A 26,525-nucleotide genomic window follows, 5' to 3' on the forward strand; every position below is an offset into this window, starting at 1 on the left:
TTTGACGTTGTATGCTGGTAGGCTATCGCTGGAATAGCTCTATTTCGTTCTGTACCTTGGTGGCAAGCGAGTCGTATGTCTCGCCCTCGGGGTATATCGGAGGCAGGAAGTCGACTTCTACCTTGGTGCCGGGCTTGGGGAAGCGGCTGCCGCGGGGTAGCGCCTCGTAGGCTCCCTTTATCGACACGGGCACGATGGGGATATTCAGCTCGCAGCTAAGGATGGCAAAGGTTTTCTTGAAATCGCCCAGGTTTCCGTTCTTGGTACGGGTTCCTTCGGGGAATATCATGATGTTGTTGTTTGTCTTTAGCGCTTCGCCCATCTTCTGTATCGACTCCTTCAGGTCTTGGTCGATATCCACCACAATTATGTTGTTCTTGTTGGCCAGGAAGCGCAGCATCTTGTTGTTTACATGCTTTGCCTTAGCGTAGAAGAAGGTTTTGCGGATTTGCCCAAACGAGAGGTACGCGGCCACAAACATGGCGTCGAGGTAGCTCTGGTGGTTGGGGGCTATAATGCAGGGCCCGGTGGGCACGTTCTCGATACCTTTCCCTTTTAGTCGGAAGTAAAGGTGGAAGAGCATCTTAAATACCTTGATGATGAGGCTGCCGGTAAACCAGGTGCTGGGCATCTTAAACTTCGACTTCTCGCGGAGGATTTCGCCCCAGTTGATGTGCGAGAGCTTCATCGTCTTTTTCTTCTCGCGGATGTGCTCGGCCAGCTTGAGTACGCTGCCGTACTGCAAGATTTCGGCCAGCTCCATCTTAAGCCCAAAGGTGGTTTGGATAAACATCTGAAGGCTTACCTTGTCTAGCGAGTCGAGGCCAAGGTCTAGCTCAAGGTGGTCGCTAGGATGCAAGGGGAGCATCTTTTCGCGCTCTAGGTACTCCTTTAGCCACACGTATTCCTTAAACTTAATCTCAGGTTGCTGCCCCTTGGGGTCTTCCTTCACCTGCTCCAGCTCTTCGAGCTTAAAGCGTTGGATCTTGGCCAAACGGGTACGGGGTAGCTCGCCCTCTATAAGGGTAAAGCTCATTATTTTCTTGTACGACGACGACTGCTTGTTGTACTTGTCGATGATTTCCCAGCGGATGGCCTCCTCTACATTGGTAACGCCAAGCTCCTTGCACTTTAGCTTGTCGGCTACAATGATTGCCTTTAGCTGGTCGTTGCTCTGGTAGATGCCGATTTCCTTAATTACAGGCGACATCTCCTCTATTTCGGCCTCTATAATCGAGGGGTTGATGTTTTTTCCGTTGGATAGGACGATGATCTCCTTGCGGCGTCCGGTTATGTGGATGTAGCCAGTCTTGTCGAGGTAGCCCAAGTCGCCGGTGTAGAGCCAGCCATCTTTTATAACTTCGGCAGTCTCCTCTGGACGGTTGTAGTACCCCTTCATCACGTTTGGTCCCTTAACGATGATCTCATCGTCTACAAAATCTACCTGACAGCAGTCTAGTGGTGCACCTGCCGAGCCAACAACGATTCTTCCCGGACGGGTGAAGCAGATCATTGGGGCGGCTTCGGTCATTCCGTAGCCTTCTAGTATCTCAAATCCGAGAATTTGGAAGTCGCGTCCTACGGCAGGATCGAGTGCGGCTCCTCCACATATCAAGAAGCTGATGTTTCCTCCAAACTTCTTGTGCACGGTAGCGAATACGATTCTCGAAAACTTGTACGAGTTTACCTTAGCGGCCAATCGGTATAGCAGCTTGGCTACAACGCTCTTGTTTATCTTATCCATAATTCCCCTACGGATAGCTGCGTACAGGCGAGGCACTCCCATTATGGTCGACACCTTGTTATCCTGCATCGTTTTGATGATATCCTCCGATAACATCGATGGGGATATGGCCATGCGCGCTCCGGTGTAGCACGATACGACCATCGAGCCCAGTAGGGGGAAGATATGGTGTAGCGGAAGTAGTACTAGCGTGGTATCGGTAGGCTTAAGTATGCTGATTTCGGTGGTAACGGCGCTAATGTTGGCCATAATGTTGGCATACGATAGCATTACCCCCTTAGGGCTTCCTGTTGTTCCTGAGGTGTAGATGATGAGTGCCGTTTTTTCCATCTCTGGGGCAATCACCATTTCTACAGGTTCGTTGGTGATGGGCGCCTGCTCGTAATCATCTATAAGAATTAGCCTAGGCTGGTAGGTTACTACTCCTTGTAGGGCCTCCTTCATGGCCTCCAGCTTCTGGCTGCTGCAAAATATTACCTCAGGTTGGCAGTCGTTTATAATATAGGCCACCTCCGAGGGGATTGCCATAAAGTCTATAGGAACTACAGTGTGCTTGTTATACCAAGCAGAGTAGAAGGCGTACATCCATCCCGAACGGTTTTCGGCATATATGGCAACCTTTCCATTGCTGTTGGGTTCGTAAAGAGAAGAGAAGGTCTTTACACGTTTGTGCATCTCGTTATAGGAGATAAACTTTCCTCTCTCTATAATAGCCGTAGAATCTCCAGTTTTTAAAAACATAGTTCCATCATTATTTATAAGTATGCCCGCGCTTGCTGTTTTTTTGTTTAGACTTGGCAGTGTCGTGTTGCTAACAGGCATGGTGTAGCCCCTAGTTAAAGTTGCCTTCTTACAGGGATACAACTCGCAAATGTAAACGTTTTTGGGGTAGTTTTTTTCGATGGAATAAGGTTTTAACCTTGTTAAGTGGTAATGTGCCGCATATATTTAAATTTAATGCTTGGCAGTTCTCGCTATATATAAGCAGAAAAGGGCACCCGAAGATGCCCTCTCTTTTTATCGGTTGTTGTCGATAAATTCTTTTACGTGCTTTAAAATTAGCGCATGGTCGAAGGCTAACGGGGGTAGAGCGTCAAAGGTAAACCAGTCTGCCGACGAAGCGTCGTCTCCTGCCTTTATGCGGGTTTCTTCTGATGCAAAGCCAACAAAAACGGTGGATATGGTTCTATCCCTTGGGTCTCTATTGATGGCATCGTAGGTTCTGAGTTGGGTTAGGGTGTCCACCACTACGCCTGTTTCCTCGTAGAGCTCGCGCTTTGCAGCATCTGCCAGAGTTTCGTCCATATCCACAAAGCCGCCAGGCAGAGCCCAGCACCCTTCGAAGGGGGCGTGCTTGCGTTCTATAAGCAGTATCTCGTCCGAATCGTCAATGGTTCTAACAATCGCCGCATCAACGGTGACTTGCATTCGTGGGTAGGAGTAGTTGTAAGGCATGCTATTCTACTATTCGTTTAATAACTCTGAGGTTGTGCGTGTATTTTCCTAGGCGGTTGTTAAATATGCCCTGCTGGTCGAAGGTATCCTTGCGAACCTTTCCGCTGGCATGGATAATGTTCCCTGCGCCATCAAGTATTCCAACGTGGATGATGTTTCCCTCTTCGTTGTCGAAGAAGGCGAGATCGCCAGGCTTTGCTTCCGAAACAAAGTTGACGGGAGTGCCTTCTTGTACCTGCTCGCTAGCATCGCGTGGGAGCTTAACGCCAGCAATTTTATAGAGCAGCTGGGTTAATCCAGAGCAGTCTATTCCAAATGCCGATCTTCCTCCCCATACGTAAGGCGTGTTTAGCAGGGCAACTGCCATGTCTACAATCTCGGTACTCTTGCGGAAGTTTACTACATCAATGAAGCTGGTAATTTTGTAGCGCTTGTCTGCTATCTCAAACTCCTTGGTTTCGTCGTTGTAGTAGTTGAGGTTGGCTCCTGTTGGTATTAGGATATGATCTCCTCTGGTGGTGTCGTAAGCATGACAAATTCCAGGACAGGTTTCGTATCCGGAGTGCTCTACGAACTCGTCAAAGTATTTTTTAGAGACAGGGGTATACGTTTTGCTGTCTATCCAACCTTTATAGCCATCGTAGGCATTTTCAACATACGACCAGCTGCCTTGTTCTTCTAGGATGGTAAGGCATTCTCCAAGTAGTAGTTGCGAAACCATCTCACTTCTTTCCGATGGCTCGTGGCGCATGGGGATGACTGATATTGAAGAAACTCCGTATTTCATGGCGACTTGTTTTGTTTGGTTTATTTCTTGTTTATAAATTTATAAAAAAACCTAAAAAAAAGATGCTTATGCGTTATTTTTTATTTTGTTATGATTCATGTCGTGGTAACTTTGCTTTTCCGAATAAAGAGTAATGAAGATAACTACCATAAACCTGTATCGTCGGAAGTTGCCCATGCTAATTTTACTATTTGCATTGGCTTCGGCGGCAATCGTCCTAATACTTCCCAAGACTCCTAAGTTTAAAATGGAGTATCGCATTGGTGCACCCTGGTTGCACGACGATTTATACGCTACGTTCGATTTTCCTATTTATAAGTCGGATGCGGAGCTGTTTGCCGAAAGGTCAGATTTGCAGGCGCGCACTACGCCCATGTTTAGGTTGTCTATGCGGTCTGGTGCTCTTTCCATGAATAGCCTAATGGCACAAAAGCGCCCAGAGGTTATGAAGATATCAGACGAGACTTATGCCTTTGTTGTTGAGTATCTGGAGTCGCTTTTGCGCTCGATATATTCGAAAGGGGTTATGTCGGAGTCGGAGTTTGCCATGGTAAACACGAAGCACTATGGCAAAGTTATGGTATTAAAGGAGGGAAATGCCGAATTGACGCCAACGGCTGAGGTTTTTACGGTAAGCACCGCCAACTCTTACGTAATATCTCAGCTCGCACTAAAGTTTTTTGATTCAAACCTAAGTCGGGCAAAAAATTTTGCGGGATCTATCGATTTGGATGCATTTATAAAGCCAAACCTCGAGTATGATAAGAAGGCAACGGCACAGCATCAGCGCGATTTGATAAATAACATCTCCACGTCTAACGGAATGATAGGCGAGGGGCAGAAGATTATATCGAAGGGAGAGGTCGTTAATGAGGCAACGTTTAAGGTGCTGGAATCTCTTAAAAAGGAGACAGAAAATAGGTTTTCCTACTCAAAGAATATCTACTTTCTTTTTATAGGGCAGCTGCTGATCGTTGGAGGAGCCCTTAGCTTGCTTTTCCTTTTCTTGTATGGCTATCGCCGAGAGGTGCTGATGAGCTACCGGGCGACCGTTTTTATCCTGTTAATGATTGTCGGGATGGTTGCGCTGGTTGCATGGGTGGTGAAGTTGCCTGGAGTAAACATTTTAATTGCTCCGTTGGTGATCGCTCCAATGTTTATTCGAACCTTTTACGATTCGCGGGTTGCATTCTTTTCCTATAATATAATAGTTCTTATCAGCGCATTTATAGCTCCTAATAGCTTCGAGTTTGTGCTGATGAATTACTTCCCGGGAGTTGTGGCCATATTCACCATGAAAAATATAGACCGTTGGGTAGGGCGTATTTTTGTTTCGGTGTTGGTTATTTTTCTAACCTACATTATAGCCTACTTTGCACTTGGTTTAATAAAGGATACGGCTTTCGATTCGCAGGTGCTATGGAATGTGCTATGGTTAGCCGCAAATGCCTTACTTGTATTGGTGGCCTACCAGTTTGCCTACCTGTTAGAGCGTGGCTTTGGTTTTCTTTCTGATGCATCGTTGAGGGAACTTACCGATACCAACCAGCCTTTGCTTCGGGAACTTTCGGAGAAGGCTCCTGGGACATTTCAGCACTGCTTGCAGGTGTCCAACTTGGCAGAGGCGGCGGCTAACGAGGTTGGTGGTAACCCGCTCTTGATTCGAGCAGGTGCTCTTTACCACGACATTGGTAAGATGGTTAACCCGGGCTATTTCACCGAAAACCAAACCTCCAGCTTTAATCCTCACCGCAATTTAGAACCCGACGAGAGTGCAATGATAATTATTCGTCACGTTACCGAGGGGATTCAGATTGCCCGAAAGCATAGAATTCATCCAAAGGTGGTGAACTTTATAAAAACGCACCATGGAACGACTAAGGTAAACTTCTTTTATAGGATGTATCTAGAGCATGCTAAGGAGCAAGATATTGATGAGCGTTTTACCTATGGAGGTCCTCGGCCAACATCAAAAGAGGAGGCAATTCTTATGCTTGCCGACGGGGTTGAGGCTGCATCGAGGAGTTTAAAAATTTATAGTCCAGAAACAATTGGCAAGTTGGTGGAGGATATTGTGAAGATGAAAGTTGATGATGGGCAGCTGGATAAGGCAGATATAAGTTTAAATGAGCTTACCGTAGTGAAAGAAACGTTCAAAAGGAAGCTGTTAAATATTTACCATTCTAGAGTTGAGTATCCTAAGTAGAAGATCATAAAAAAAGCAGAGAAGTCTCTGCTTTTTATTTTTATCTCATATCAATAACCTCGACACCTGGATGCGCTTTTTCGTTGAAGACAAATTCAGAATTTGAAACAGGTTGGTTCGCTGTTATTTTGTTAAATCTAATAGTGTAGCTAACACCATCTTTACCCGAGTATATAACGGATTTTGGAAGATTGGTGTTGGTATCAATAAATAGACGAACCATTGAGTACGCAGCTTTTAGATCTTTGGGATATAAGTCTATTTGATGTGTCTGTACTCCACCATCTTTTTTTAATCCCTTGTAGGTGTATTTAAAATCAGTCAGGTAGGCGTTGAATAGCTTCGAAGGGTTATTCATGACATTCGGATCATTCGGATTCACGTTTTGAACATTAACCTCATTTGATTCTTTAAGGTAAGTCCACTTAACTCTTCCGTTGCTGTATATATCGCTCGCCTTCATCACAATTTTAAACATGCTACCTTTAAGGATTAGCTTGCCTTGTTGAGTGTCCTTTACCTTATCTTTTCTGTTATCCAGATTGATGGTAAGGTCGGCTGTAATGCTGCTGTACGATTTTGTTTTTGCAGATAGATCGTCGAGAATGTCTTTCGCTTTAGGATCTTGGGCGTATGCTATTGAGCCTAAAAAGAAGGCTAAAGCAATCACTAAAAGTCTTTTCATCATTTTAATATTACGTTTGGCAATGCTGTCTTTATCTTGGTTTAATTAGATTTTGAGCCCATTGAAGACAAATTCTAGACTAACCTCATCGGTAATTAGAACTTGGCGAGCTTTACTTCCTTCAAATGGGCCTACAATACCAGCAGCCTCTAGCTGATCCATAATACGTCCCGCTCTGTTGTAGCCAATGGCAAACTTTCGCTGGATAAGCGATGTCGAGCCTTGCTGGTGCATAACAACGAGGCGTGCCGCTTCCTCAAATAGAGAATCTAGCTTATTCATATCTACGGATGCTGCAGCTTCTCCTTGTCCTTCAGGAACGTATTCGGGCAACAGGAATGCCGTTGGATAGGCTCTTTGGTTTCCTATGAAATCGGTTATACGTTCAACTTCAGGTGTATCAACAAATGCGCACTGGACGCGTACCAGATCGCTACCCGTAGAAATAAGCATATCTCCACGTCCAATAAGTTGGTTTGCCCCTGGTTGGTCAAGTATTGTGCGCGAATCGATCATTGAAGTAACTCGGAACGCCACACGTGCGGGAAAGTTGGCTTTGATGACACCTGTAATGATATTGGTAGTTGGACGCTGCGTTGCAATAACGAGATGTATCCCAATTGCACGAGCAAGCTGTGCTAAACGAGCTATTGGTGTTTCCACCTCGCGTCCGGCTGTCATGATAAGATCCGCAAACTCATCAATTACGACCACTATATATGGTAAAAAGCGGTGACCATTGTTTGGATTCAATCTTCGAGAGATGAACTTTTCGTTGTACTCCTTAATATTGCGAACTTGCGCTTTCTTTAGTAATTCATAACGCGTGTCCATTTCGATGCACAGCGAGTTGAGCGTATATATTACCTTTTGGTTGTCTGTAATAATGGCATCGTCGGAGTCGGGTAGCTTTGCAAGAAAGTGGCGCTCGATTTTTGAGTACAAGGTAAGCTCCACTTTCTTGGGATCTACCATCACCAATTTTAATTCTGATGGATGTTTCTTGTATAAAAGAGAGGTTAGTATCGCATTTAATCCAACCGATTTACCTTGTCCAGTAGCCCCTGCAACAAGTAAGTGTGGCATCTTGGCTAAATCAAAAACAAAAATTTCGTTCGAGATGGTTTTGCCTAATCCAACAGGCAGATCGAATTTCGATTCTTGGAACTTAGCCGACTTAATGATCGAGAGCATCGACACCACATCCGGTTTTTGGTTTGGCACTTCAATACCAATGGTTCCTTTGCCAGGTATCGGAGCAATTATACGAATGCCTAACGCGGCAAGGCTTAGCGCGATATCGTTTTCAAGGTTTTGAATTTTTGAAATCTTGATTCCTGGCGCAGGAACGATCTCATATAATGTAACAGTAGGCCCCGTAGTGGCCTTTATACTTTCTATTTGAATTTTGAAGTTAGCGAGCGTATTGACAATTTTTTCTTTATTGGCCATCAGCTCCTCTTCGGTAACCCTATGGTTAGACTTGTAATCCTCCAAAAGTTCGATTGGAGGGCGTTGATAGTTCGACAGCTCTAGTGTGGGGTCGTAAAGCTCGCTGTTAATGACATCTTCTGTCGCTTCTTTTTCTTCAGAGGTTTGCTCAACTAAAAACTTGATTTTGCTATCATCAAGTACAATTGGCTCTAAAGGTTCTGGAATAAAAGGAGGTGCAACTGTAGCGGGTGTTGGCTCTATAGTCGTGGAATTGTTCGTAACTTCGATAGGCTCTTCTTTGGTGAGCTCTTGTTCATCATCTTCTTCGTGGACGATGGTGAATACAGGAGCCTTGGGAGATGTTTCTGCAGCTCTCAAAATAGGTTTGACAGGATCTTTCTGTTCGGGAATGCTCTCTTTTTCTGTTTCTACTGTTTCGTTGGTTGCAACATCATCAAACGATTCTGTTGGGGGAGTTGTTGACGGCTTGCCTTTGATGCCATCGGCAGCTGATGCCATCAGCTTATTTAGGTAGAAAACCGTATTCTTATTGATGGAAATCGCGTAGATGATGGTGAGAAATACAAGAAGACAAAATGTTCCAAAAGATCCAATAAAGGAAGAGAGCCATTCGCTTATGAAAAATCCGTGCTGACCTCCAAGGCCGCTTCCAAGCATTCCGTTAGACTCGCCAAAAGCGAAACCTAAGATTGCCGATGAAAGGAATATTCCCAAAACGATATTTTGGATTCCTTTTCGTAAGGGGACTGGACGAAATTTAAGAATGCGCAGTCCTACGATAATTAGAACAAAAGGAAAACCAATAGCAGATATGCCATAGCCCTTATTAACCATTGCGTTGGATAAAAAGGCACCGACTTTTCCAGTCCAGTTTTCGACAGATATTTTGCTACTCGAAAAAACAGCTTGCCAAACGAAGCTTTGGTCGCTTTTCCATGTAAAAAAGTACGAAACGATAGCCAGTAGTAGGTATAATGCAAAAAAAAGGATGAATATTCCTATAATGAAGGCGTATCGTCCATCTTTATGATTATCAGTGCTTGTTTTATCTTTTTTAGAGCTCTCTTTTTTGCTCGGTTTTTCTTTTGTGGCCATTGTGGGGTGCTGTTCCTTAAGTTATGAATTACAAAGTAAGTTATAAAAATGCTTTCATACGGCAAAACATGTATTAAAAAAATAAGTTGATGAGCGCACTTTCGTTCAGTTGATTCCTTTTTTGTTGAAAATGGATTAACATAAGTTTGCATTTGAATAAAAATATCATATCTTTGGGAATGCAGTTGTAAGATTCAACCTGTAAGAAGCTCGCTGTATTTTTATGAGATTAATACTGCCTCTATAATATTTTTTGAATTGTATGGCCGATTACTTTTGGAAGTATCGGCCTTTTTGTTTTGCCACCCTTACTCATTAAGGGTATAAAAGTGGTATTTGGTATTAACTGTTGCGAAATGTTGATTGTGAGCGGAAGGAGTTGTCGTTAATGCGCTTTTAAGCCATTTGACGGCCGTAATATAATTATTCATTCGAATCTTTATGATTATTTTGTTAAGTGGATATATGTTAAGAAACAGTATTTATTTTGTTTAAGTGTATTAAAAACATATAATTTTGCATTGGGCGGATGATGTAGGTCTCCAACCCATAAGGTGCGCTCGTGACGGGCGCACCACTCGTTTTTAACGACCTATTATAACGACTATAAACTGGTTTATGAGCGAAAAGAAATTGGCCGTTATTGCTCTTGGAGGTAATGCGCTTTTACGTGGCAACCAAAAGGGAACAATCGAGGAGCAGGAGCAAAATGCTACAGACACTCTCGAAAACATTGTTTTCCTTTTACGGCAAGGGTATAACTTGGTAATTAGCCATGGTAATGGGCCTCAAGTGGGGAATATGCTTTTGCAGAATGATGCAGGTGAGCAAGTGTACAGCCTTCCTCAAATGCCAATTGATGTATGTGTGGCAGATACACAGGGATCAATTGGATATATTATTGAAAGGGCATTGAGAAATGTTCTTAAAAAGTACGAGATCGAACGTGAGATCGTAACGCTAATTACGCCTGTTTTGGTAGATATAAATGATCCAGCTTTCTCGAAGCCTACAAAACGAGTTGGCCGTGTTTACTCTAAGGAGGAGGCAGATCGTTTAACCGAAGCAAAAGGTTGGGTGTTTAAAGAAGAGATAAAGGATACCATTAGCGGATGGCGTCGTGTTGTTCCTTCTCCAGAGCCTAAGGGTATTTTGAATGAGAAGGTTATTGAGAATATGGCGAACAGCGGCTTTATTGTGATTGCATCAGGCGGTGGCGGTATTCCCGTTTACTACGATGAGCATGGAACATTACGTCCTGCAGAAGCTGTAATCGATAAGGATTTGGCATCTTCTTTACTTGGAGGTAACATTAAGGCGCACGAATTCTACATTCTTACCGATGTTCCATACATTTATCTAAACTACAAGCAACCAAACCAAGCTATTGCTGAGTTTTTGAATCATGCAGATACGATGACGTACTTGGAGCAAGGTATGTTTGGCGAAGGTAGCATGGCTCCTAAGATTCGTGCTGCGTTGAAGTTTATCGAAAATGGTGGACAAAAGAGCATAATAACTGAGGCTACTAAGCTTGAAGATAAAAAGTACGGCTCTAAAATAACCATGGAGTACAATACTTACTAGCCTTTTGCCTTTTGCATCTCGCTTTGTATAGGCTGTTGTGCGGCTTATGCCATGCAGATGGATTGCTAAAATTAATTGATTCGCAATAGCAAACATCCGTCGAATTTGCTTACTTGCGGAGTATTAGAGAACTATAAAATATAAAAGATATGGCTTTCAATTTGCGTAACAGAAGTTTTCTTAAGCTTCTAGATTTCACTCCAAAGGAAATTGGATTTCTATTGGACTTAGCTGCTGATCTTAAAAAAGCAAAATATGCAGGAACCGAGCAGCAACGTATGAAAGGTAAGAACGTTGTTCTTCTTTTCGAAAAGGATTCTACTCGTACTCGTTGTGCTTTCGAAGTTGGTGCTATGGATCAAGGTGCCAATGTTACCTATTTAGGACCTGCTGGTTCTCAAATGGGAAAGAAGGAGTCGATGAAAGATACTGCTCGTGTGCTTGGTCGCATGTATGATGGTATTGAGTACCGTGGTTACTCTCAAGAAATCGTTGAAACCTTGGCAGCCTACTCTGGTGTACCTGTTTGGAATGGTTTAACAACTGAATTCCACCCAACTCAAATTCTTGCAGACTTCCTAACTATGCGCGAGCATAGCGACAAGCCTCTTAACAAGGTTACTTTTGCTTACTATGGCGATGCTCGTAACAACATGGGTAACTCATTGATGGTAGGTGCTGCTAAAATGGGAATGGATTTCCGTGCAGTTGCGCCAAAGCAATGCTGGCCAGAGGAAGAATTGGTTGCTAAGTGTCGTGAAATTGCAAAGGAAACAGGTGCTAAAATAACCTTGACTGAAGATGTTAAGGAAGGATCGAAAGGTTGCGACTTCGTTTATACCGATGTATGGGTATCAATGGGTGAGCCAGCAAGCGTTTGGGAAGAACGTATCCGTTTACTGCATCCTTACCAAATAAACATGGACGTTATTCGTGCTACAGAGAATCCAAACGTGAAGTTCATGCACTGCTTACCAGCATTCCACAACCGTGAGACTGTTGTAGGTGAGGATATCTTCCAAAAATTTGGTCTTCCAGAAATGGAAGTTACCGAAGAGGTTTTCGAATCAGCTCACTCAATTGTTTTTGATGAGGCAGAAAACCGTGTACATACCATTAAAGCGGTAATGGTTGCTACTTTAGGAGACTAAAAAACTTCGTTATAAAAGAAAAGAGGGAGCAGTGCTTCCTCTTTTTTTGTAAAATAGTGAAAGTATGCTTGCTTTTCTGGATGAAGAGCTACTATCTTTAGTAGGTTAATCTGATAAAACATTGGTAGTGCCAATTTACGCTCGATTTTATTGAGCTACGCGTTGTTATTCCAATGTTTACGGATTGATATATGTAAAAATAAACGTTAAACCTTCATCGTAGCTTGCGAAGGGGCCGGCCTCATCTTAATGTGGCCGGTTTTTTTTTATTACTGCATGCTCACCGTAGGGCTGTTCACCGCTTTTTCTGCCTTTTTTCCTAAATTTATGGACGTGTATTGGGCATAGTCCATAGATAGTAGCAGCGGTAGGGCATTGAGGATGCAAAATATTGATCTTACAAGCGTCTTTTTTAGCGGTGTTTTGTGCCAGTTGGGCTGAATTGTTAGCTGTGAGATGCCAGAATTATCAGATTGTTGCTACTTTTGGGTATAAATTAAAAGTATACGCGTAGTATGAGCAAAGGACATGTTGTATTTGTAGCGCTAGTGGCATTACTCGCCGTTGCCTGCGGTCCATCTTACAATATTAAGGAGTCTAAACCAACACCACAGCAAATTCTTAAGCCGGTTATCGACTTAATAAACAGTTGTAGCCGCGATACCAGCATTAATACGATGGCGTATAAGGCTAGCTTCGACACGGTAGGAACAAAGCTGGTTGTATTTTTGGGAAAATCGGTGGAAAGCTACGAGTACAAGTGGGAAATTCCGTTGAAGCTGATTGATAAAACCAACCTAGTGCTCTTTAGGCAGGATTACAATGTAAGCTCTATTACTATGAGCACCTATGGAAGCCAAAGTGGCGTGAAATACTACATGGATAGAAGATTTAAGTCTAACTCGCCGCAGTTTGTACTTTACCTCGGAAAGTGCTTTAGCAGCGAGGAGAAGGAACTGGTGCTGCAAAAGCTGGTAGAGGCAATTACCGTGTCGCAAATCGATCAGAAGTAGAAATATTTAGCAATATATGAAAAGAGGGAGACCGTGCGGTCTCCCTCTTTTGATTTTAAGCCCTCTTTTGCTGCTAATCTTTGTAAGTTGCTCGTGCTGCAATAGCTGTATGATTGATTAAGACTGCAGAATCCGTTTTTTGCTTTGCAGCAGGTCCTATTACGGCTTTTTTTATTGTTAAAATTACAAGCGTAGTGATATTACTATAAAAATAGTATTAGATTTGATTTCTATAGAATATAATGCTAGACGAAAAATATTTTAGTAAGAGTGCGTTCTAACAGCATCGTTGTTATGTATTGAGTGCAGTAGTGGGCGGTAGCGCTTTAAGAATGGTGCTAATCGTTGCAAGTGTTTCGTATTATCTTGGCGGTAAAATATTAATGCTAACTATAATATTGTATAAGTATGAGAAACTATCTGTTGACATTTTTTATCCTGCTTTCGTTGGGTGCAATGTCTCAAAAAGAGAATTCTAAGATTTCCTTTCAAAAAGCACAATGGCCGATAAAGGGTAAAAGTGCTGGAGAAGGTATTGTTGGGAAGCCCGGGCAATCCATTAATGGAGAAAAAATTTACGATGAGCTTTTTATTGAAGGTAAAGAGGGCGATTTGGTTGTTGCTCCCGTAGATGGGGTGGTAAAAAGTTTCGGGTATAAGTATTCGGAATCGTTGTCTTACTCATATTCTTTTGGCTTTGAAGAAAAAACGCTAAAGGAAAGTAGCGAGGCTGATATAAAAAAGGCAATGGCAGATAATCTTATTAAAAAGAACAGGCAGCTAAAGGGGGATGTTGCTCGGGATGTATCTTTAACTCTTGGAATAGAAACTAAATCTGGTGAAACCTACTACATTTCGGGCCTTGGTTTGGTGAAACCCTTCAGAACTGGTGAAAAAATTACAAAAGGGGATGTTATAGGAAAGGTTAGCTACGCCTACCATGCGTTTAGCATGCCCCATATTGAGCTATCACGTACTATGGACACCAAGGGAGCCGACCCAATGTCGGTGTTTGGTTTGGAAACTACCTTTAAGAAGGTTGCTGGTAGGGAAGTTGATGTTTTTAAGGATATTATACCAGCTGATACCCTAAAAAGAACGTTTGCCATTATTCGTAGCTCGTTGGAGGAGATTCATCCCGGATTGTACGACTACATTTCGAAGAGAGAGATGGATAGCCTTTTTGACGTAGCCAAAAAGCAGCTGAAACCAATGAGCTGTAAGGAGTTTACGCTGCTCTTTAAACCTATTATGCAGGGGATTGCAGATAGCCATACTGAGATGTCGTATACATTTCCATTATCTATAAAAAAGATACCTCCTGTTTTACTAACGCTTGATGGCGAAAAGGCGTTTGTTGTTAACGCTTTGCCCAAAGTTGGACTAAAAAAAGGTGATGAAATTGTTGCTGTTGGAGGAAAATCTATATCCGAATGGGTAAGCAATATAAAAAAGACGATGTGTGGATTTGAAGGTTACAACAGGCTATATATCGATCGTTACTTGGCAGAAGATTTATCGATAGCGATTTATAAAAAGTTTTTTCCAGCCGAGAATTCTCTTACCTTTAAAACAGCCACCGGAAAACAAGTTGTAGTTGCATATGCATCCAGTCAGAATTATATGAAATTTAAGGCACAGAATTGGTTGGAGCCAGCACCCTACAGCTTTAAGATGCTAAAGCCTAATGTAGCCTACCTAAGTATTGGTACTTTTCAGCTTACCGATGTGGAAACAGATAGCATCGAGGCAATCGTTGGCCGTATTCAGAAGCAGAATATCTCCAACTTTATAGTTGATGTTCGAGATAACGGTGGTGGTAGTATAAAGGTGGGGAATAGGATTCTATCTTTTCTATTAACCGAACCTAAAAAAATGTTTGCATATCGAATGGTAAATACCAACGGCATATATTCGACGCTAAAATATTCCGACAACTGGGATGCTACGCATCCGCCATTCCCAGAATTTAAGGCAGAAGTCGGGAAGAAAGGATGTTACAGCTATGTAATGGAAGATAGTACGAATAGCGGCGTGGTGCAGCCAAGTGTCAAAACAAATTTTGGAGGTAAGCTGTATATTTTGGCAAACGAAATGTCCATTTCTATGGCATCCGATTTTGCAGGAGCACTTTTGGGGCAGCGTAATTGCACCATTGTCGGCCGAGAGACAGGCAGCTGCTACTACCAGATGAATGCAGAGCGTTTTGCCAACATTATTTTACCGCAGGTGGGGCTTAGCCTTCGAATTCCAATGGTGAAAATTGTCATTAACGACATTCCGAATCCCCGAATTCCGTATGGTCGTGGCGTAATACCCGATTATGAGGTGCCAATAGGAGCGCAGGAGTTTCTTTATAAGAAGGATGTAATACTTAGTAAGGCGCTGGAGCTAATTGTAAAGTAGCGGTTGCTTGCCGCCCATGCTTAATACGCTTTACGGCTGCTTTGCATATGCAGTATGCTGTTTTTTGATCTGCTTTTTGGCGAGCTGTGAAGTCCGTATAAAATAAAAATAGGCATAATCCATTATTTGCATCTCGCAAACGGGTTATGCCTTTCACTATTCCTTCAGGGGATGAAGAACTAAATACTTTCGAGCTCTATAAAAACTTCTGTTGTTTCATTTGGATTTACGTATACCGTTATTTCCTGCATTATAAAACCATGCTTACCAACCTGTAGCCGATAGGCGCCAGGTTTTACTCGTTTAATATTTGCCTCGCCTTTGGGGTTTGTCATTTTTTCGATAATTGTTTTTTCTATTGCGGCAGCTGCTTTACTGCTATTGCTAGCGACATGACTCTTAGCGGCAGCTGGAACCTCTACTTCGAGAATGGTAACCTGCGCATTAGCCAACGCATTACCGCCGGAGGTAACTCTAACGGCGATGGAGTCGTCAACTCTTTTGCTGGTAGGCATTTTTATGGCGTAGAAATCGCGGTATAGCTTAGGCATTAGCAGCTTATTTATGCTGATAATGTTGTTAAGCTGGTAGTAGTTGGCCTCGATCTCCTTATCCAGCTGCTCCTTCTCCGAACGCTGCTGCGCTAGCTGTGTTTGAAGCGTGATTTCTTTCTGTAGCAAGCTCGATAGCGTTGTACATTTGCTTGAAAGAGGGCTTAGCTGCGATTCGTTATAACCGTATGCTAGCAGCTCCTCCTTTTTGTCCTGAATGCTAGTGCTGGTGGCAAGGCCCATCTTGAGCAGCTCTACCGGAGTTAGCTTATAGAGGTCGGTTTTATTTTTGATGTTCTCCTTTGCATAGCTTTCGACGGGTTTTATGGATTCCAGCATTCGGTTACCATTTATAATACCATCTGCAACTTCTGTTAGGGTAATTTTTTGGAGCTGGCTATTCTCCTTAACTAGAATCTTAGTATTTTCGATAGATAGCCTAATGGTGTTGTAGCTTAAAAGTCCTGCCTTTATTTTTTCGGCTACCGCTTTTGCTTTGTCATTAGCTGCTGTTTCTTTCGAGTTGGCTACCGTTGCGCATCTTGCGTTAATGGTATTTTCAGTACTTATTGAACGTAAAATCATAAAAAAAAGGTTTTTGTTATAGTAGATTAGCAATCGAACATTTGATTTTGTTCTTTTTAGGAACGTGTTTATGATAGGATAGCTTGTGTGTATTTGTTGGTAGTAAATTGGAGTTTATTAGGTTGTAGGTAAAAGGGGAATTAACAGTCGTGATAACGAATGCTAAATTTAGATGTATGTATTTGATATATAGTTGTCTGTTTTTGATGCTGTATCTGCATTTTACCGTTTTTAGCTTGCTGTAAATGGGTAAAACATTGCATTTTTCGACTAAAGAAGAGCTGTTTTGTACTTTGTATAACGCCCATTAACGGAAGAAACTGCTGTTTTAACCTTTGGAACGCTTGTTTTAACAAACAAAACGGGATTTTCGGGCAAAAAAGCTGCTGTTTTTGATAAAAGTACTGCAGTATTGAGCTTGGGAACAACATTTTTAGAAAAAAGTACAGCTGTTTTGTACTTTAGAATGGACCGATTGTGCTAAAAGCATAGCTGTATTGAGCTTTATAATTGCATTTTTTTGTTTTGAAGTGGCACTTTTCATCTTTTATCTAGCTTTTTGAGAGAAAGGTATCTTTGTTTGATGTTCAATTAGCGCAGTATTTAATTGACAAGCTTCCTTCTATTTGAATAACCAACCCCAATGCTAGCAGCAGTAGCTATTGCTACTATAGTAATGCTGCCTGCAGCAGTCGCTTAACTATTTTAGATGGAGAATATCGCTGGATTGGGCGTAGCTGCTTTGTAATATTAATGGGTAGTAGAGTAAAGTGGGATATGCATGTGTTAAAAATACTCCAGTCCAAAATTATGGACGGCTCACCGGCTATATTGGCCATTGTAGCTGGCAAGATGGCCATTCGCCACGCTGCCCCGTATGCCGAAAAGCGAATAGAGTAGGTGTATTTTTAAAAAATTGGATTATGATTAAAAAATTGGAGAACTTATCTGGAGTTCAGATTTTAAGCAAGGTAGATCAGAAGAACTTTATAGGTGGCGCAAAATATGCTTGTGGCTGCTATAAAATGGTAGGTGCATGGACTGATAGTTATAGTACAGAAAAAGAAATGATGGCAGATATTGCAAAATTTTGCAGGGGAGGTGGCGGCTGTCAGGCTATTTAATTGTTTAATGGAGAGTTCTTTTGAACTCTCCTGTTTTGTATTTACTGATCTTATTCTTTAGCATGAAAAATAAGCTGTTTTTATGCACATTTTTTTTATTCTTTTGCACGCTTCCAGATCAAGCACAGCAGGTTCGTATTAAAGCAAAAGAAGTAGGACGGAAGAGCTTGTCTTTTTCTATTGCCTGGCCTTACAATGGGTATAGCTATTTTAATAGCATGTTTACCAAAAGGTATTCTATTGATTCGGTAAACACCTATACCTTTAACTTAGGAGGTGGTAAGGGAGGTGTATTTGAATTTAGCTTTGGGTACGAGCATATTCGCTTGCTGCTATTCCCGAAAGATACAATAACGCTACAGGTTAAAGTTGACAGCCTCCTTTGGTACAAGGTAGAAGGAACAAATGCTAAGGGGCATATGCTTTGGCTTCAAAAAACTTGTCCTTCCTACGTTATTTATCCGATGTGGGATCGAAATTTAGGCAAAAGGCATACCCCCAACGATCGGTATAAGGCGATATGTAAAGCCGTGGATAGCACCAGCATGCAATTTGCGCAGCTACGAAAGAATGGAGATATAAGCGATCAGTACTATAAATCGATACTACAGGTATATAAAGGGATGGTGTATCAGCATTTTTTAAGCTACCACAGCCGAAAAGATGTTGCTTGGACAAAAGTGAGGCCTTACGCCAACATTTTTTTGAAAAATGTAAGATGGGAAGATGCCTCTCAGCATCCATTTATAAGTGATTTATTAGATACTTATTCTACAGAAACATTTGTTGCAGACTCCGCACGTTTTTTTACCGATAAAAGAATACTCCCAGCAGAGTTTCAGTATAGTCGATTTGTACCGGACAAGAATCGAGCTCGGGAATTTATACTCGCAAATACGATTTACTTATATGCAAGTAATGGATACAATAAAGTTGGTTGGCCTACGGCATACCGTTATTTTAAATCGCACTATAAAAAATCAGCTTTATCTCAGCAGCTAGACAGCCTGATAGCCCCCTACTTGAAGCCTGAGGCACCAGTTAGTAAGGAGTTTATAGATGAAAAAAGGAACAACTTGGACGAACTAATGGCGCCTATGAAGGGAAATGCTTTTTTTGTTGACCTATGGGCTACTTGGTGTGGGCCTTGTCGACAGGAAATGATTGTAGAAAAGCACACTGATTTCAAAACGTTTCTAGACTCATTGCACATTAAACGATTATACCTCTCGATTGATGACGATAAGAGCGATAACCTTTGGCGAAGGGCCGTTGATATTCTAAAGCTAGAGGGAATTCATCATCGGGTAAGCGCTGCGCTATACGATGACCTGCAGAAACGGGTATATGGTAACGAACCTTTTTTTGTTCCTCGCTATTTATTTATTGATAGGAACGGAAAGTTGCTAGATGGTAACCTTCCTCGGCTAGTTGATCTTGATAAGCTAAAGAGCAAGCTACTTTTTTATATCACGAACGAGTCGGTAACGGAAGGGAGGTAGAAGAGGAGAGCCCAATACATGAACTGCTTACTGAGCAAAATTTTGATTGTTGAAAACAGCCTCTATTTTAATGAAGCATAATGGAGTAGAGGATAGAATACATGTAGTTAAACGGATTAGTTGTAGAATATTCGTATTGACATTGTGTTAATTCTGAACTAGAATGCTCTTTCGTTTGTACAGTCCAAAATAATGGACGGCACTCCAGCTATATTGGCCACTGTAGCTGGCAAGATGGCCATTAGCCATGCTGCCCCGGATGCCGAAAAGGGAATAGAGGAGGTGTATAGCTTCTAAAAACAAGCTGAAATGATAAAGAAGTTAATGAAGATTTCTGGGGCTCAGGTTTTGGGTAAGGAAAATCAACGGTTATTAATGGGTGGAACCCGTTATTGTTGTGCTTGTAATAATGGGGAAGGCATTTGGTATGGTACATATGCATCTGCAGAGCGAGCTGATGAAAGAGCAAGTTACTGGTGTGGTGAAGGAAAAGGTTCCTGTACAGCTCAGTAATAAATATTATAAAAAACTATATCCTTATACTGCGCTAAGTATTAGATTAGATAGCTTGCTCTATCCATATCTGGATAAAATAAAAGTTGATAAAACAATTTTGGATAAAGAGTACAAAACGCTAAACGAGCTATTTTCCGAATTTAAGGGACAAACACTATTTATTGATTTGTGGGCAACGTGGTGCATGCCTTGCCGTAGCGAGATGAGAATGGAGATTCTAAAACCGCTTGATGTAGAGTTGGAGAAGCGTAATATTAGAAAATTGTATCTTTCTGTTGATGATAATGAAAGAGATAGCTTATGGAAGAGATCTATAGATGTACTTAAGCTAAGTGGATATCACCATAGGGTTGGTAAAAAACTTTACAAAGATATTCAGCGGCAGGTTTATGGAAAAGAGCAATTCAGTGTTCCCCGATACCTGTTTTGGAGAAAAGATGGACAGCTTCTTTCTATTGATCTTCCCCGTCCAAGTACAGGTAAAAAGTTGCTTGATGAAATTGATAGGCTGCTTAATTATTAAAAAATTATTATATGAATGGTAAATTGTACGTGTTTATTATCTTAACGATTCTGGGGATGGTATGCATAGGGCATACAAATCTTTATGGTCAGAAAGATATTGTGCTGCTTGTAAAAGATGCCCCCGATCAATCCCGTTTACAGAATGACGATGGCTCCTATTCTGGCAATACCTTTTATTCAGACCTCACCTATCTCGATGATGCGGGAGTGGTGAAGCAGAAAAGATTTAAAGCACCTACGGATACCATGCGTATAACAGTGAATCGCCCATTTGTGGAGATCGGAATGCAGTTTAAGGGCATAGAGGAAGCCTACTTTCTTCTAAAAAATGGAGATAGCATTGACGTGACTTACAGAAATGGGTTTCCATATTTAAGCAGCAGAGTTAATAGAAACCTAACCTACAGCTATAATCTGGCTACGGATATTCCTAATAGAACAAATAGTAAGAATTTTGATGTGCTAACTTTGATGGGAGATAATATGTTTTATTACAAAATGCTGCAGAAGAACCCTAATCATACTAAGTTATGCCCTAGCATATACAAGGACTATTGTAACCCTTTTGATTTGGCTCCGCAGCAGGAAAAATTTATAGCAGCGCTTAAGGATACCTTAGCTGCAAACGGGAGTAGGATTGATAACGGTTTTTATAGCTACTATACGTACCATATGGGTTGGCGAACAAGTATGTGGGAGATGACGCAGACAATATATGGTATAAAAAAGATATCGAATATTCTAAGTATTATCAATGAAGAGAGTGCGGAATACTTATCATATCGTCGTTTATTGCGGTATGCTTTTATTTCTCCGGCTATTTGTAAGTCTGAATGGAAAGTAAAAGAAAAGCAAGGATTCAGCTATCAGTATGATAAAATATTCGGCCATATTGTTTCCTTAAATCTGCCACCAAAATCAAGAAATATTCTGCTGGAATTTTGTGTTGAAGGAGTTGTGGAGGGTGGATCTGCCGCGCAGATTAAGGCTTTAACCACAAAATTTGTGGAGGTAACCGGAAATAAAAGGTTTGTGGAGAAGCAGCTCATGGAGGCAGAGGTTACCTTCGAAAGCGGAGATAAGCTTAACCTGATTGATGCCAACGGAAAGGCAACCAACCTCGATGAGGTGCTAAAAAGAAATAGAGGTAAGGTGGTTTACATTGATTTTTGGGCATCGTGGTGTGGCCCATGTAAGGCAGCGCTGCCGCATGCGCTGCAGCTTCGCGAGGAGTTTAAGGGGAAAGATGTTGTATTTGTGTACTTGGCGCTAAACGATAAGCGCGAGCCTTGGAAAGCCGCCGTAGCCAAGCATAAGGTTGGCTATCTGGCCGAATCGTACCTAATAACCAACTCCCGCAGCTCCGATTTTCTAACAAAGATGGGAGTTGAACTGATTCCTCGCTACCTGCTGTTCGACAAAACGGGTAAGCTAACGCATGCCAATGCGCCAGGTCCCGAAGGGAAAACAATTAGGAAGGAGTTAAGACAACTTTTAGGGTTGTAGGGGGAAATATTAAAGCAGATAATTTGCCATGTAGTGCATCTTGAACGTAATAAATTGATTAAAAAACAAAAGGCATTAAACCCGTTGGGTTTTGTGCCTTTTTTCTTTTGTGTGGATTTGTGTTGTAGGCTGCGTTGGTAGCCAATTTTTTATTTTATCGTATTTCTTATGTCTAGCAGGCTAAAACTTATGATAACTTTTCTTTTTTAATATAATAGCGTCCAAAATTATGGACGGCTCACCTGCTATATTAGTCCCTGTAGCTGGCAAGATGGCCATTAGCCACGCTGCCCCGTATGCCGAAAAGGGAATAGAGTAGGTGTATAACTTCTAAAAATAAGCTGAAATGATAAAGAAGTTAATGAATATTTCTGGTGCTCAGATTCTGGGTAAGCAAGAACAACAAATGGTTACAGGTGGCGTGTATAGCTGCTCCAGATATTTAAGTTGTCCTCCAGGTTATATTTGTCGAAATTTTAGTTCCTGTATAATCGATCCTAATGTTCCACAGACTTAGGGTTTATTTCGAGTTTTAAAGCACAGGTCTAGTAAAACTAATTGCTGCAAACTACAACGATGTATGGGATGATGACCAACGCGGTGCTGCAGCTGGTGCTTATATTAGAGAATGTAAGGATAGAAATTGGAACGAATAGCCTAATTGTTGATGCGTAGCATTTTTGATGCTACGCATTTTTTTTACAATATACATTTACTATTTGGAAAGAATACTGATAGCTGAAATACCTGCACTTTTAGATTTTTATATTTTACTTTTTTGAATCAACTTCTTCCTTTTAACAAAATAGCGTCCAAAATTTAGGACTCCACCTTTGGATTTTAGCAATAATATTGCGTTATTCGTAATATAAGTGAATCGGAAGAGTGGTGGCTTGTAGTACCTCTTATTGTTGCAGAGCGTATTAGCTAATCAAACTTTCGCGAGGAAATACCTATTATTAATACTATATAATATCTGATACAATGAAGAGGTTTGTGCATTACCATCAGCATGACGCGATGGATTGTGGTCCGACATGCCTGCGAATGGTTGCTAAACACCACGGGAAAAGTTTCTCCATACAGAGCTTACGCGAGAATTCTCACCTCTCTCGCGAAGGGGTATCGCTTTATGGTATTAGTAAGGCTGCCGAGAGTATTGGTTTCCGTACGATAGCGGTGAAGGCGTCGTTTGAGCAGCTGCAGGAGGAGGCCCCGCTGCCTGCCATTGTGCATTGGAACCAAAACCACTTTGTGGTAGTGTATGATATTAAGCAGAAGCATGGAAAAACAATTGTTCGGTTGGCCGATCCGGCTGCCGAGCTGGTGGACTATACGCGCGAAGAATTCTTGAATTGCTGGATATCGGATACTAGCGAGGGCAAGGATGTTGGGGTTGCGCTGCTTTTGGAGCCAACCCCCGATTTTTATGCGCAAGAGGATGAAAAGCTCGACAAGACGCGGCTCGCATTTCTATTTTCCTACTTAAGACCCTACAGAAAGCTGCTGGTACAGCTCTTTTTAGCCTTGCTGGTGGGGAGCTTGCTGCAGCTAATATTCCCATTCTTAACGCAAAGCTTGGTCGATTACGGTATCGGGAACCAAAAAATCAGCTTCATATACCTTATATTAATAGCACAGCTGGCTTTAACTATCGGAAAGGTGAGCGTAGAGTTTATTCGTGGATGGATTCTGCTTCATATTGGTGCTCGTATCAACATTTCGTTGATTTCCGACTTCCTTATTAAGATGATGAAGCTTCCAATGCGCTACTTCGATACTAAGATGGTGGGCGACCTTATTCAGCGTATTGGCGATCATAACAGAATAGAGACTTTTCTTACTGGTACGACGCTAAATGTTGCTTTTGCCGTTTTTAACCTTATCGTTTTTGGCGTGGTATTGGCCTACTATAACTTGGCCATCTTTGGTGTATTTATGCTTGGTAGCGCGGTTTATGTTACCTGGGTATGGATGTTCTTAAAAAAGCGTGCGGTGCTCGACCACAAGCGCTTTGCGCAGATGTCGGCCAACCAAAGTAACCTAATACAGCTCATACAGGGGATGCCGGAGATTAAGTTGAACAGCTGCGAGCAGCAGAAACGCTGGGAGTGGGAGCGAATTCAGGCAAAAATATTTAAGGTTAGCATCAAGGGGCTTGCATTAAACCAGTACCAGCAGTCGGGAGCGGTGTTAATAAACGAATCGAAGAATGCGCTGATATCCGTTTTTGCGGCAGGAGCGGTAATCCGTGGCGATATGACGCTGGGGATGATGCTTGCTGCGCAGTATATTATTGGACAGCTTAACAGCCCTATTGATCAGCTGATCTCCTTTTTAAATGCAACGCAGGATGCCAAGCTAAGTATCGAGCGTTTGGGCGAGGTGCATCTAAAGGAGAACGAGGAGAAGGAGGATGGCTACTACCGAACAGACATTCCGGTAAGCGGTGAAGTGGGAATAGAGAATTTGTCGTTCAGCTACGATGGGCCCGATAGCGATTTGGTGCTCGAGGATCTCTCCTTATCGGTTCCTGCCGGAAAAACAACCGCAATCGTGGGAATGAGTGGAAGCGGAAAGACCACGCTGCTTAAGCTGCTGCTCGGTTTTTATCCTTTAAATAAGGGGGAGATACGGGTAAACGGAAATTTGCTAGAGCGCTATAGCATAAACGAGTGGCGTAAACGCTGCGGAATAGTTATGCAGGACGGTTTTATTTTTTCGGATACCATTGCCCGCAATATTGCCCCTGCCGACGAGGTGGTAGATAGAGATAGGCTGATACATGCGGCAACGGTGGCCTGCATATTCGACTTTATCGAGTCGTTACCTTTGGGTTTTAATACAAAAATAGGTAGCGATGGGCACGGGCTTAGTCAGGGGCAGCGTCAACGCATGCTTATTGCTCGTGCCGTTTACAAAAATCCCGAATATATCTTCTTCGACGAGGCTACCAACGCCCTAGATGCCAACAACGAGAAGGCAATAATGGCCAACCTCGACGAATTCTTTAGAGGGCGAACGGTTATTGTGGTGGCGCACCGCTTGAGCACAGTAAAAAATGCAGATCAGATAGTAGTACTCGATAAGGGACGAATTACAGAGCGAGGAACGCATGCTGAGCTGGTTGAAAAGCGCGGAGCCTACTTTGAACTGGTAAAAAATCAGCTCGAGTTAGGAAACTAAACGCGTTGGTGCGGAGCAAATGTGGATTCGCATACCATTATATATAAGTAAGATAATTATTACCCAAACTACTTAAACAAATAGCGGCTTTATGGAAGAAAATATTGACGATATAGTGGCAGCAGCTGCAATTTTGAAGGAGCAAAAGCCAAAAAAGGAGCTTGTTATCCGCTCCGACGAGATGAATGAAATACTTGGAACTCCACCCAAAGCCATAATTCGTTACGGTGTTACGGTTATTGGGGCAATAATAGTAATGATCGTTGTTGGAAGCGCCTTTATTCGTTATCCCGATGTTATTCCTGTACCTATAACCATCACAACGCAGTCGCCACCCGAAATGCTGGTTGCCCGATCGGCTGGAAAGCCAATGGCCATTCTTGTAGAGGATAAGGTGGTGGTAAAACCGAATCAGGTAGTTGCCATTATGCAAAATAGCGCGCGATATGGTGATATGCTTAAGCTAAAAGCGATTGTAGAGCAAAATGGAGGTATAACCCCAAGCGTTGCAGCGCTTGCTACCATGAGATTTCCTACCAACCTATCGTTAGGAGAGGTTCAGGGAAGCTACAATGAGCTTATAAAAGCGCAGGCGGAGCTTGCTCTTTTTATGAATCAGCAGTTTTATCCTAAGAAGGAGCGGGCTATGATTCAGCAGATTGAGGGATATAAGGCCTACCGTGCTAAGATGAGCTCGCAAATGGCCATTAGCCAGCAAGACTACAAGCTTATTTTAAAGCAGCTAAAGCGCGATTCATTGCTGCTTTCGCAAAAAGTAATTGCTGCAGCCGACTACGAGAAGACTGAATCGGCCATGCTAGCAAGGAAAGGAAGCGTAGCGCAGCAGTCCATTTCGGCAACGAATGCCGAAATAGAGCAAGCACGGCTCGAACAGAGTCTGACAGAGCTGCGAATGGAGGCGCAGAACAAGCAGCAGCAGCTCGAAAGCTCGTTGGTGGGGTTATACAACCAGTTGAGAAGTGCGGTAGCGCAGTGGGAGGAGAAGTATATCCTAAAAACGCATCAGGCAGGGAAGCTAACCTACCTAAAGGTCTGGAGTACGAGCCAGGAGGTGCGAGCAGGTGAGATTCTATTTGCAGTAATCCCCCAAAAGGCAGGAAAAATAGTTGGTGTTGCCACCGTAAATAAGGCGGCTATAGGAAAAGTTGCCGAAGGTCAAAATGTAAACATTAAGCTAAGCGGATATCCCAACCAGGAGTTTGGAACGCTAAGAGGAAAGGTGCTTAACCTTTCGTTGGCACCCGGCGATAGCATTTACGCGGCGACAATATCCATCCCTCAAAATCTTGTAACAACCTATAGGCGGCAGCTTCACCTAAGAGGTGAGCTCACCGGAACGGCCGAAATCAGCACCGACGAGCTGAGCATTCTCGCAAGGGTATGGTCGCCGCTGAAGTATATGATAACCCAACAGAAAAACTAACA

Annotated in this window: 17 protein-coding genes; 11 read left to right on the forward strand and 6 right to left on the reverse strand. The window is 42.5% G+C overall.

Annotated elements, in window-relative coordinates; translation table 11 throughout:
• Nucleotides 1-22: 22 nt before the first annotated feature.
• From L990_RS05525 to L990_RS05535, 3 genes are all read right to left on the reverse strand, one after another.
• On the reverse strand, nt 23-2,485 hold the full coding sequence (locus L990_RS05525) for an AMP-binding protein (RefSeq protein ID WP_047446382.1): 2,463 nt from the start codon (nt 2,483-2,485) through the stop codon (nt 23-25).
• A gap of 276 nt (nt 2,486-2,761) precedes the next feature.
• Nucleotides 2,762-3,199, reverse strand: a complete 438-nt coding sequence (locus tag L990_RS05530; protein ID WP_047446306.1) for an NUDIX domain-containing protein — start codon at nt 3,197-3,199, stop codon at nt 2,762-2,764.
• A gap of 1 nt (nt 3,200) precedes the next feature.
• Nucleotides 3,201-3,986, reverse strand: coding sequence for a C40 family peptidase (locus L990_RS05535; protein WP_047446308.1), 786 nt, complete (start codon nt 3,984-3,986; stop codon nt 3,201-3,203).
• A gap of 133 nt (nt 3,987-4,119) precedes the next feature.
• Between L990_RS05535 and L990_RS05540 the strand changes: the two genes are divergently transcribed.
• Complete coding sequence (locus L990_RS05540) at nt 4,120-6,192, forward strand: HD family phosphohydrolase (protein WP_047446384.1); 2,073 nt, start codon at nt 4,120-4,122, stop codon at nt 6,190-6,192.
• A gap of 40 nt (nt 6,193-6,232) precedes the next feature.
• Here L990_RS05540 and L990_RS05545 read toward each other — a convergent pair whose 3' ends face one another.
• Together L990_RS05545 and L990_RS05550 are read right to left on the reverse strand one after the other, a co-directional pair.
• On the reverse strand, nt 6,233-6,880 hold the full coding sequence (locus tag L990_RS05545) for a LolA family protein (protein ID WP_081981606.1): 648 nt from the start codon (nt 6,878-6,880) through the stop codon (nt 6,233-6,235).
• Between the two features lie 42 nt (nt 6,881-6,922).
• Nucleotides 6,923-9,427, reverse strand: a complete 2,505-nt coding sequence (locus L990_RS05550; RefSeq protein ID WP_047446311.1) for an FtsK/SpoIIIE family DNA translocase — start codon at nt 9,425-9,427, stop codon at nt 6,923-6,925.
• Nucleotides 9,428-10,045: 618 nt separating this feature from the next.
• Between L990_RS05550 and L990_RS05555 the strand changes: the two genes are divergently transcribed.
• From L990_RS05555 to L990_RS05570, 4 genes are all read left to right on the forward strand, one after another.
• Nucleotides 10,046-11,014: a carbamate kinase gene (locus L990_RS05555; RefSeq protein ID WP_047446313.1), complete on the forward strand. Its 969-nt coding sequence runs from the start codon at nt 10,046-10,048 to the stop codon at nt 11,012-11,014.
• 149 nt (nt 11,015-11,163) lie between these two features.
• Complete coding sequence (argF, locus tag L990_RS05560; RefSeq protein ID WP_047446315.1) at nt 11,164-12,165, forward strand: ornithine carbamoyltransferase; 1,002 nt, start codon at nt 11,164-11,166, stop codon at nt 12,163-12,165.
• 515 nt (nt 12,166-12,680) lie between these two features.
• Complete coding sequence (locus L990_RS05565; protein ID WP_047446317.1) at nt 12,681-13,178, forward strand: hypothetical protein; 498 nt, start codon at nt 12,681-12,683, stop codon at nt 13,176-13,178.
• A 408-nt stretch (nt 13,179-13,586) separates the two neighbouring features.
• Nucleotides 13,587-15,584 (forward strand): S41 family peptidase, encoded by a 1,998-nt coding sequence (locus tag L990_RS05570; RefSeq protein ID WP_047446319.1) that lies wholly within the window; start codon nt 13,587-13,589, stop codon nt 15,582-15,584.
• Between the two features lie 179 nt (nt 15,585-15,763).
• Here L990_RS05570 and L990_RS05575 read toward each other — a convergent pair whose 3' ends face one another.
• A complete protein-coding gene (locus tag L990_RS05575; RefSeq protein ID WP_047446321.1) occupies nt 15,764-16,720 on the reverse strand; it encodes a carboxypeptidase-like regulatory domain-containing protein in 957 nt (318 codons plus the stop codon).
• A 923-nt stretch (nt 16,721-17,643) separates the two neighbouring features.
• On the opposite strand from L990_RS05575, the gene L990_RS05585 reads away from it, so the two are divergent.
• The 6 genes from L990_RS05585 to L990_RS05610 all read left to right on the forward strand — a co-directional run bounded on the left by L990_RS05585 (nt 17,644) and on the right by L990_RS05610 (nt 26,523).
• Nucleotides 17,644-17,844, forward strand: coding sequence for a hypothetical protein (locus tag L990_RS05585; protein ID WP_047446324.1), 201 nt, complete (start codon nt 17,644-17,646; stop codon nt 17,842-17,844).
• A 62-nt stretch (nt 17,845-17,906) separates the two neighbouring features.
• Entirely contained in the window at nt 17,907-19,346 is a 1,440-nt protein-coding gene (locus L990_RS05590) for a TlpA family protein disulfide reductase (protein WP_047446326.1), read from the forward strand.
• A 379-nt stretch (nt 19,347-19,725) separates the two neighbouring features.
• A complete protein-coding gene (locus L990_RS05595) occupies nt 19,726-20,385 on the forward strand; it encodes a TlpA family protein disulfide reductase (RefSeq protein ID WP_047446328.1) in 660 nt (219 codons plus the stop codon).
• An 11-nt stretch (nt 20,386-20,396) separates the two neighbouring features.
• Nucleotides 20,397-21,893 carry a TlpA family protein disulfide reductase gene (locus L990_RS05600; protein WP_047446330.1) on the forward strand — a complete coding sequence of 499 codons (1,497 nt, stop codon included), beginning with the start codon at nt 20,397-20,399 and terminating at the stop codon, nt 21,891-21,893.
• Nucleotides 21,894-22,877: 984 nt separating this feature from the next.
• Nucleotides 22,878-25,079: a peptidase domain-containing ABC transporter gene (locus L990_RS05605; protein WP_047446332.1), complete on the forward strand. Its 2,202-nt coding sequence runs from the start codon at nt 22,878-22,880 to the stop codon at nt 25,077-25,079.
• A gap of 91 nt (nt 25,080-25,170) precedes the next feature.
• Nucleotides 25,171-26,523 (forward strand): hypothetical protein, encoded by a 1,353-nt coding sequence (locus L990_RS05610; RefSeq protein WP_047446334.1) that lies wholly within the window; start codon nt 25,171-25,173, stop codon nt 26,521-26,523.
• Nucleotides 26,524-26,525: the final 2 nt, after the last annotated feature.

The organism is Alistipes sp. ZOR0009, assembly GCF_000798815.1.
Taxonomy (GTDB): Bacteria; Bacteroidota; Bacteroidia; order Bacteroidales; family ZOR0009; genus Acetobacteroides.

What these genes read in the sequence shown, in the direction of transcription:
- L990_RS05575 (WP_047446321.1), bottom strand. Translation starts at nt 16,720, where the DNA reads ATGATTTTACGTTCAATAAGTACTGAAAATACCATTAACGCAAGATGC.
- L990_RS05605 (WP_047446332.1), top strand. Translation starts at nt 22,878, where the DNA reads ATGAAGAGGTTTGTGCATTACCATCAGCATGACGCGATGGATTGTGGT.
- L990_RS05565 (WP_047446317.1), top strand. Translation starts at nt 12,681, where the DNA reads ATGAGCAAAGGACATGTTGTATTTGTAGCGCTAGTGGCATTACTCGCC.
- L990_RS05545 (WP_081981606.1), bottom strand. Translation starts at nt 6,880, where the DNA reads ATGATGAAAAGACTTTTAGTGATTGCTTTAGCCTTCTTTTTAGGCTCA.
- L990_RS05555 (WP_047446313.1), top strand. Translation starts at nt 10,046, where the DNA reads ATGAGCGAAAAGAAATTGGCCGTTATTGCTCTTGGAGGTAATGCGCTT.
- argF (WP_047446315.1), top strand. Translation starts at nt 11,164, where the DNA reads ATGGCTTTCAATTTGCGTAACAGAAGTTTTCTTAAGCTTCTAGATTTC.
- L990_RS05570 (WP_047446319.1), top strand. Translation starts at nt 13,587, where the DNA reads ATGAGAAACTATCTGTTGACATTTTTTATCCTGCTTTCGTTGGGTGCA.
- L990_RS05550 (WP_047446311.1), bottom strand. Translation starts at nt 9,427, where the DNA reads ATGGCCACAAAAGAAAAACCGAGCAAAAAAGAGAGCTCTAAAAAAGAT.
- L990_RS05530 (WP_047446306.1), bottom strand. Translation starts at nt 3,199, where the DNA reads ATGCCTTACAACTACTCCTACCCACGAATGCAAGTCACCGTTGATGCG.
- L990_RS05610 (WP_047446334.1), top strand. Translation starts at nt 25,171, where the DNA reads ATGGAAGAAAATATTGACGATATAGTGGCAGCAGCTGCAATTTTGAAG.
- L990_RS05535 (WP_047446308.1), bottom strand. Translation starts at nt 3,986, where the DNA reads ATGAAATACGGAGTTTCTTCAATATCAGTCATCCCCATGCGCCACGAG.
- L990_RS05540 (WP_047446384.1), top strand. Translation starts at nt 4,120, where the DNA reads ATGAAGATAACTACCATAAACCTGTATCGTCGGAAGTTGCCCATGCTA.
- L990_RS05590 (WP_047446326.1), top strand. Translation starts at nt 17,907, where the DNA reads ATGAAAAATAAGCTGTTTTTATGCACATTTTTTTTATTCTTTTGCACG.
- L990_RS05525 (WP_047446382.1), bottom strand. Translation starts at nt 2,485, where the DNA reads ATGTTTTTAAAAACTGGAGATTCTACGGCTATTATAGAGAGAGGAAAG.
- L990_RS05585 (WP_047446324.1), top strand. Translation starts at nt 17,644, where the DNA reads ATGATTAAAAAATTGGAGAACTTATCTGGAGTTCAGATTTTAAGCAAG.
- L990_RS05600 (WP_047446330.1), top strand. Translation starts at nt 20,397, where the DNA reads ATGAATGGTAAATTGTACGTGTTTATTATCTTAACGATTCTGGGGATG.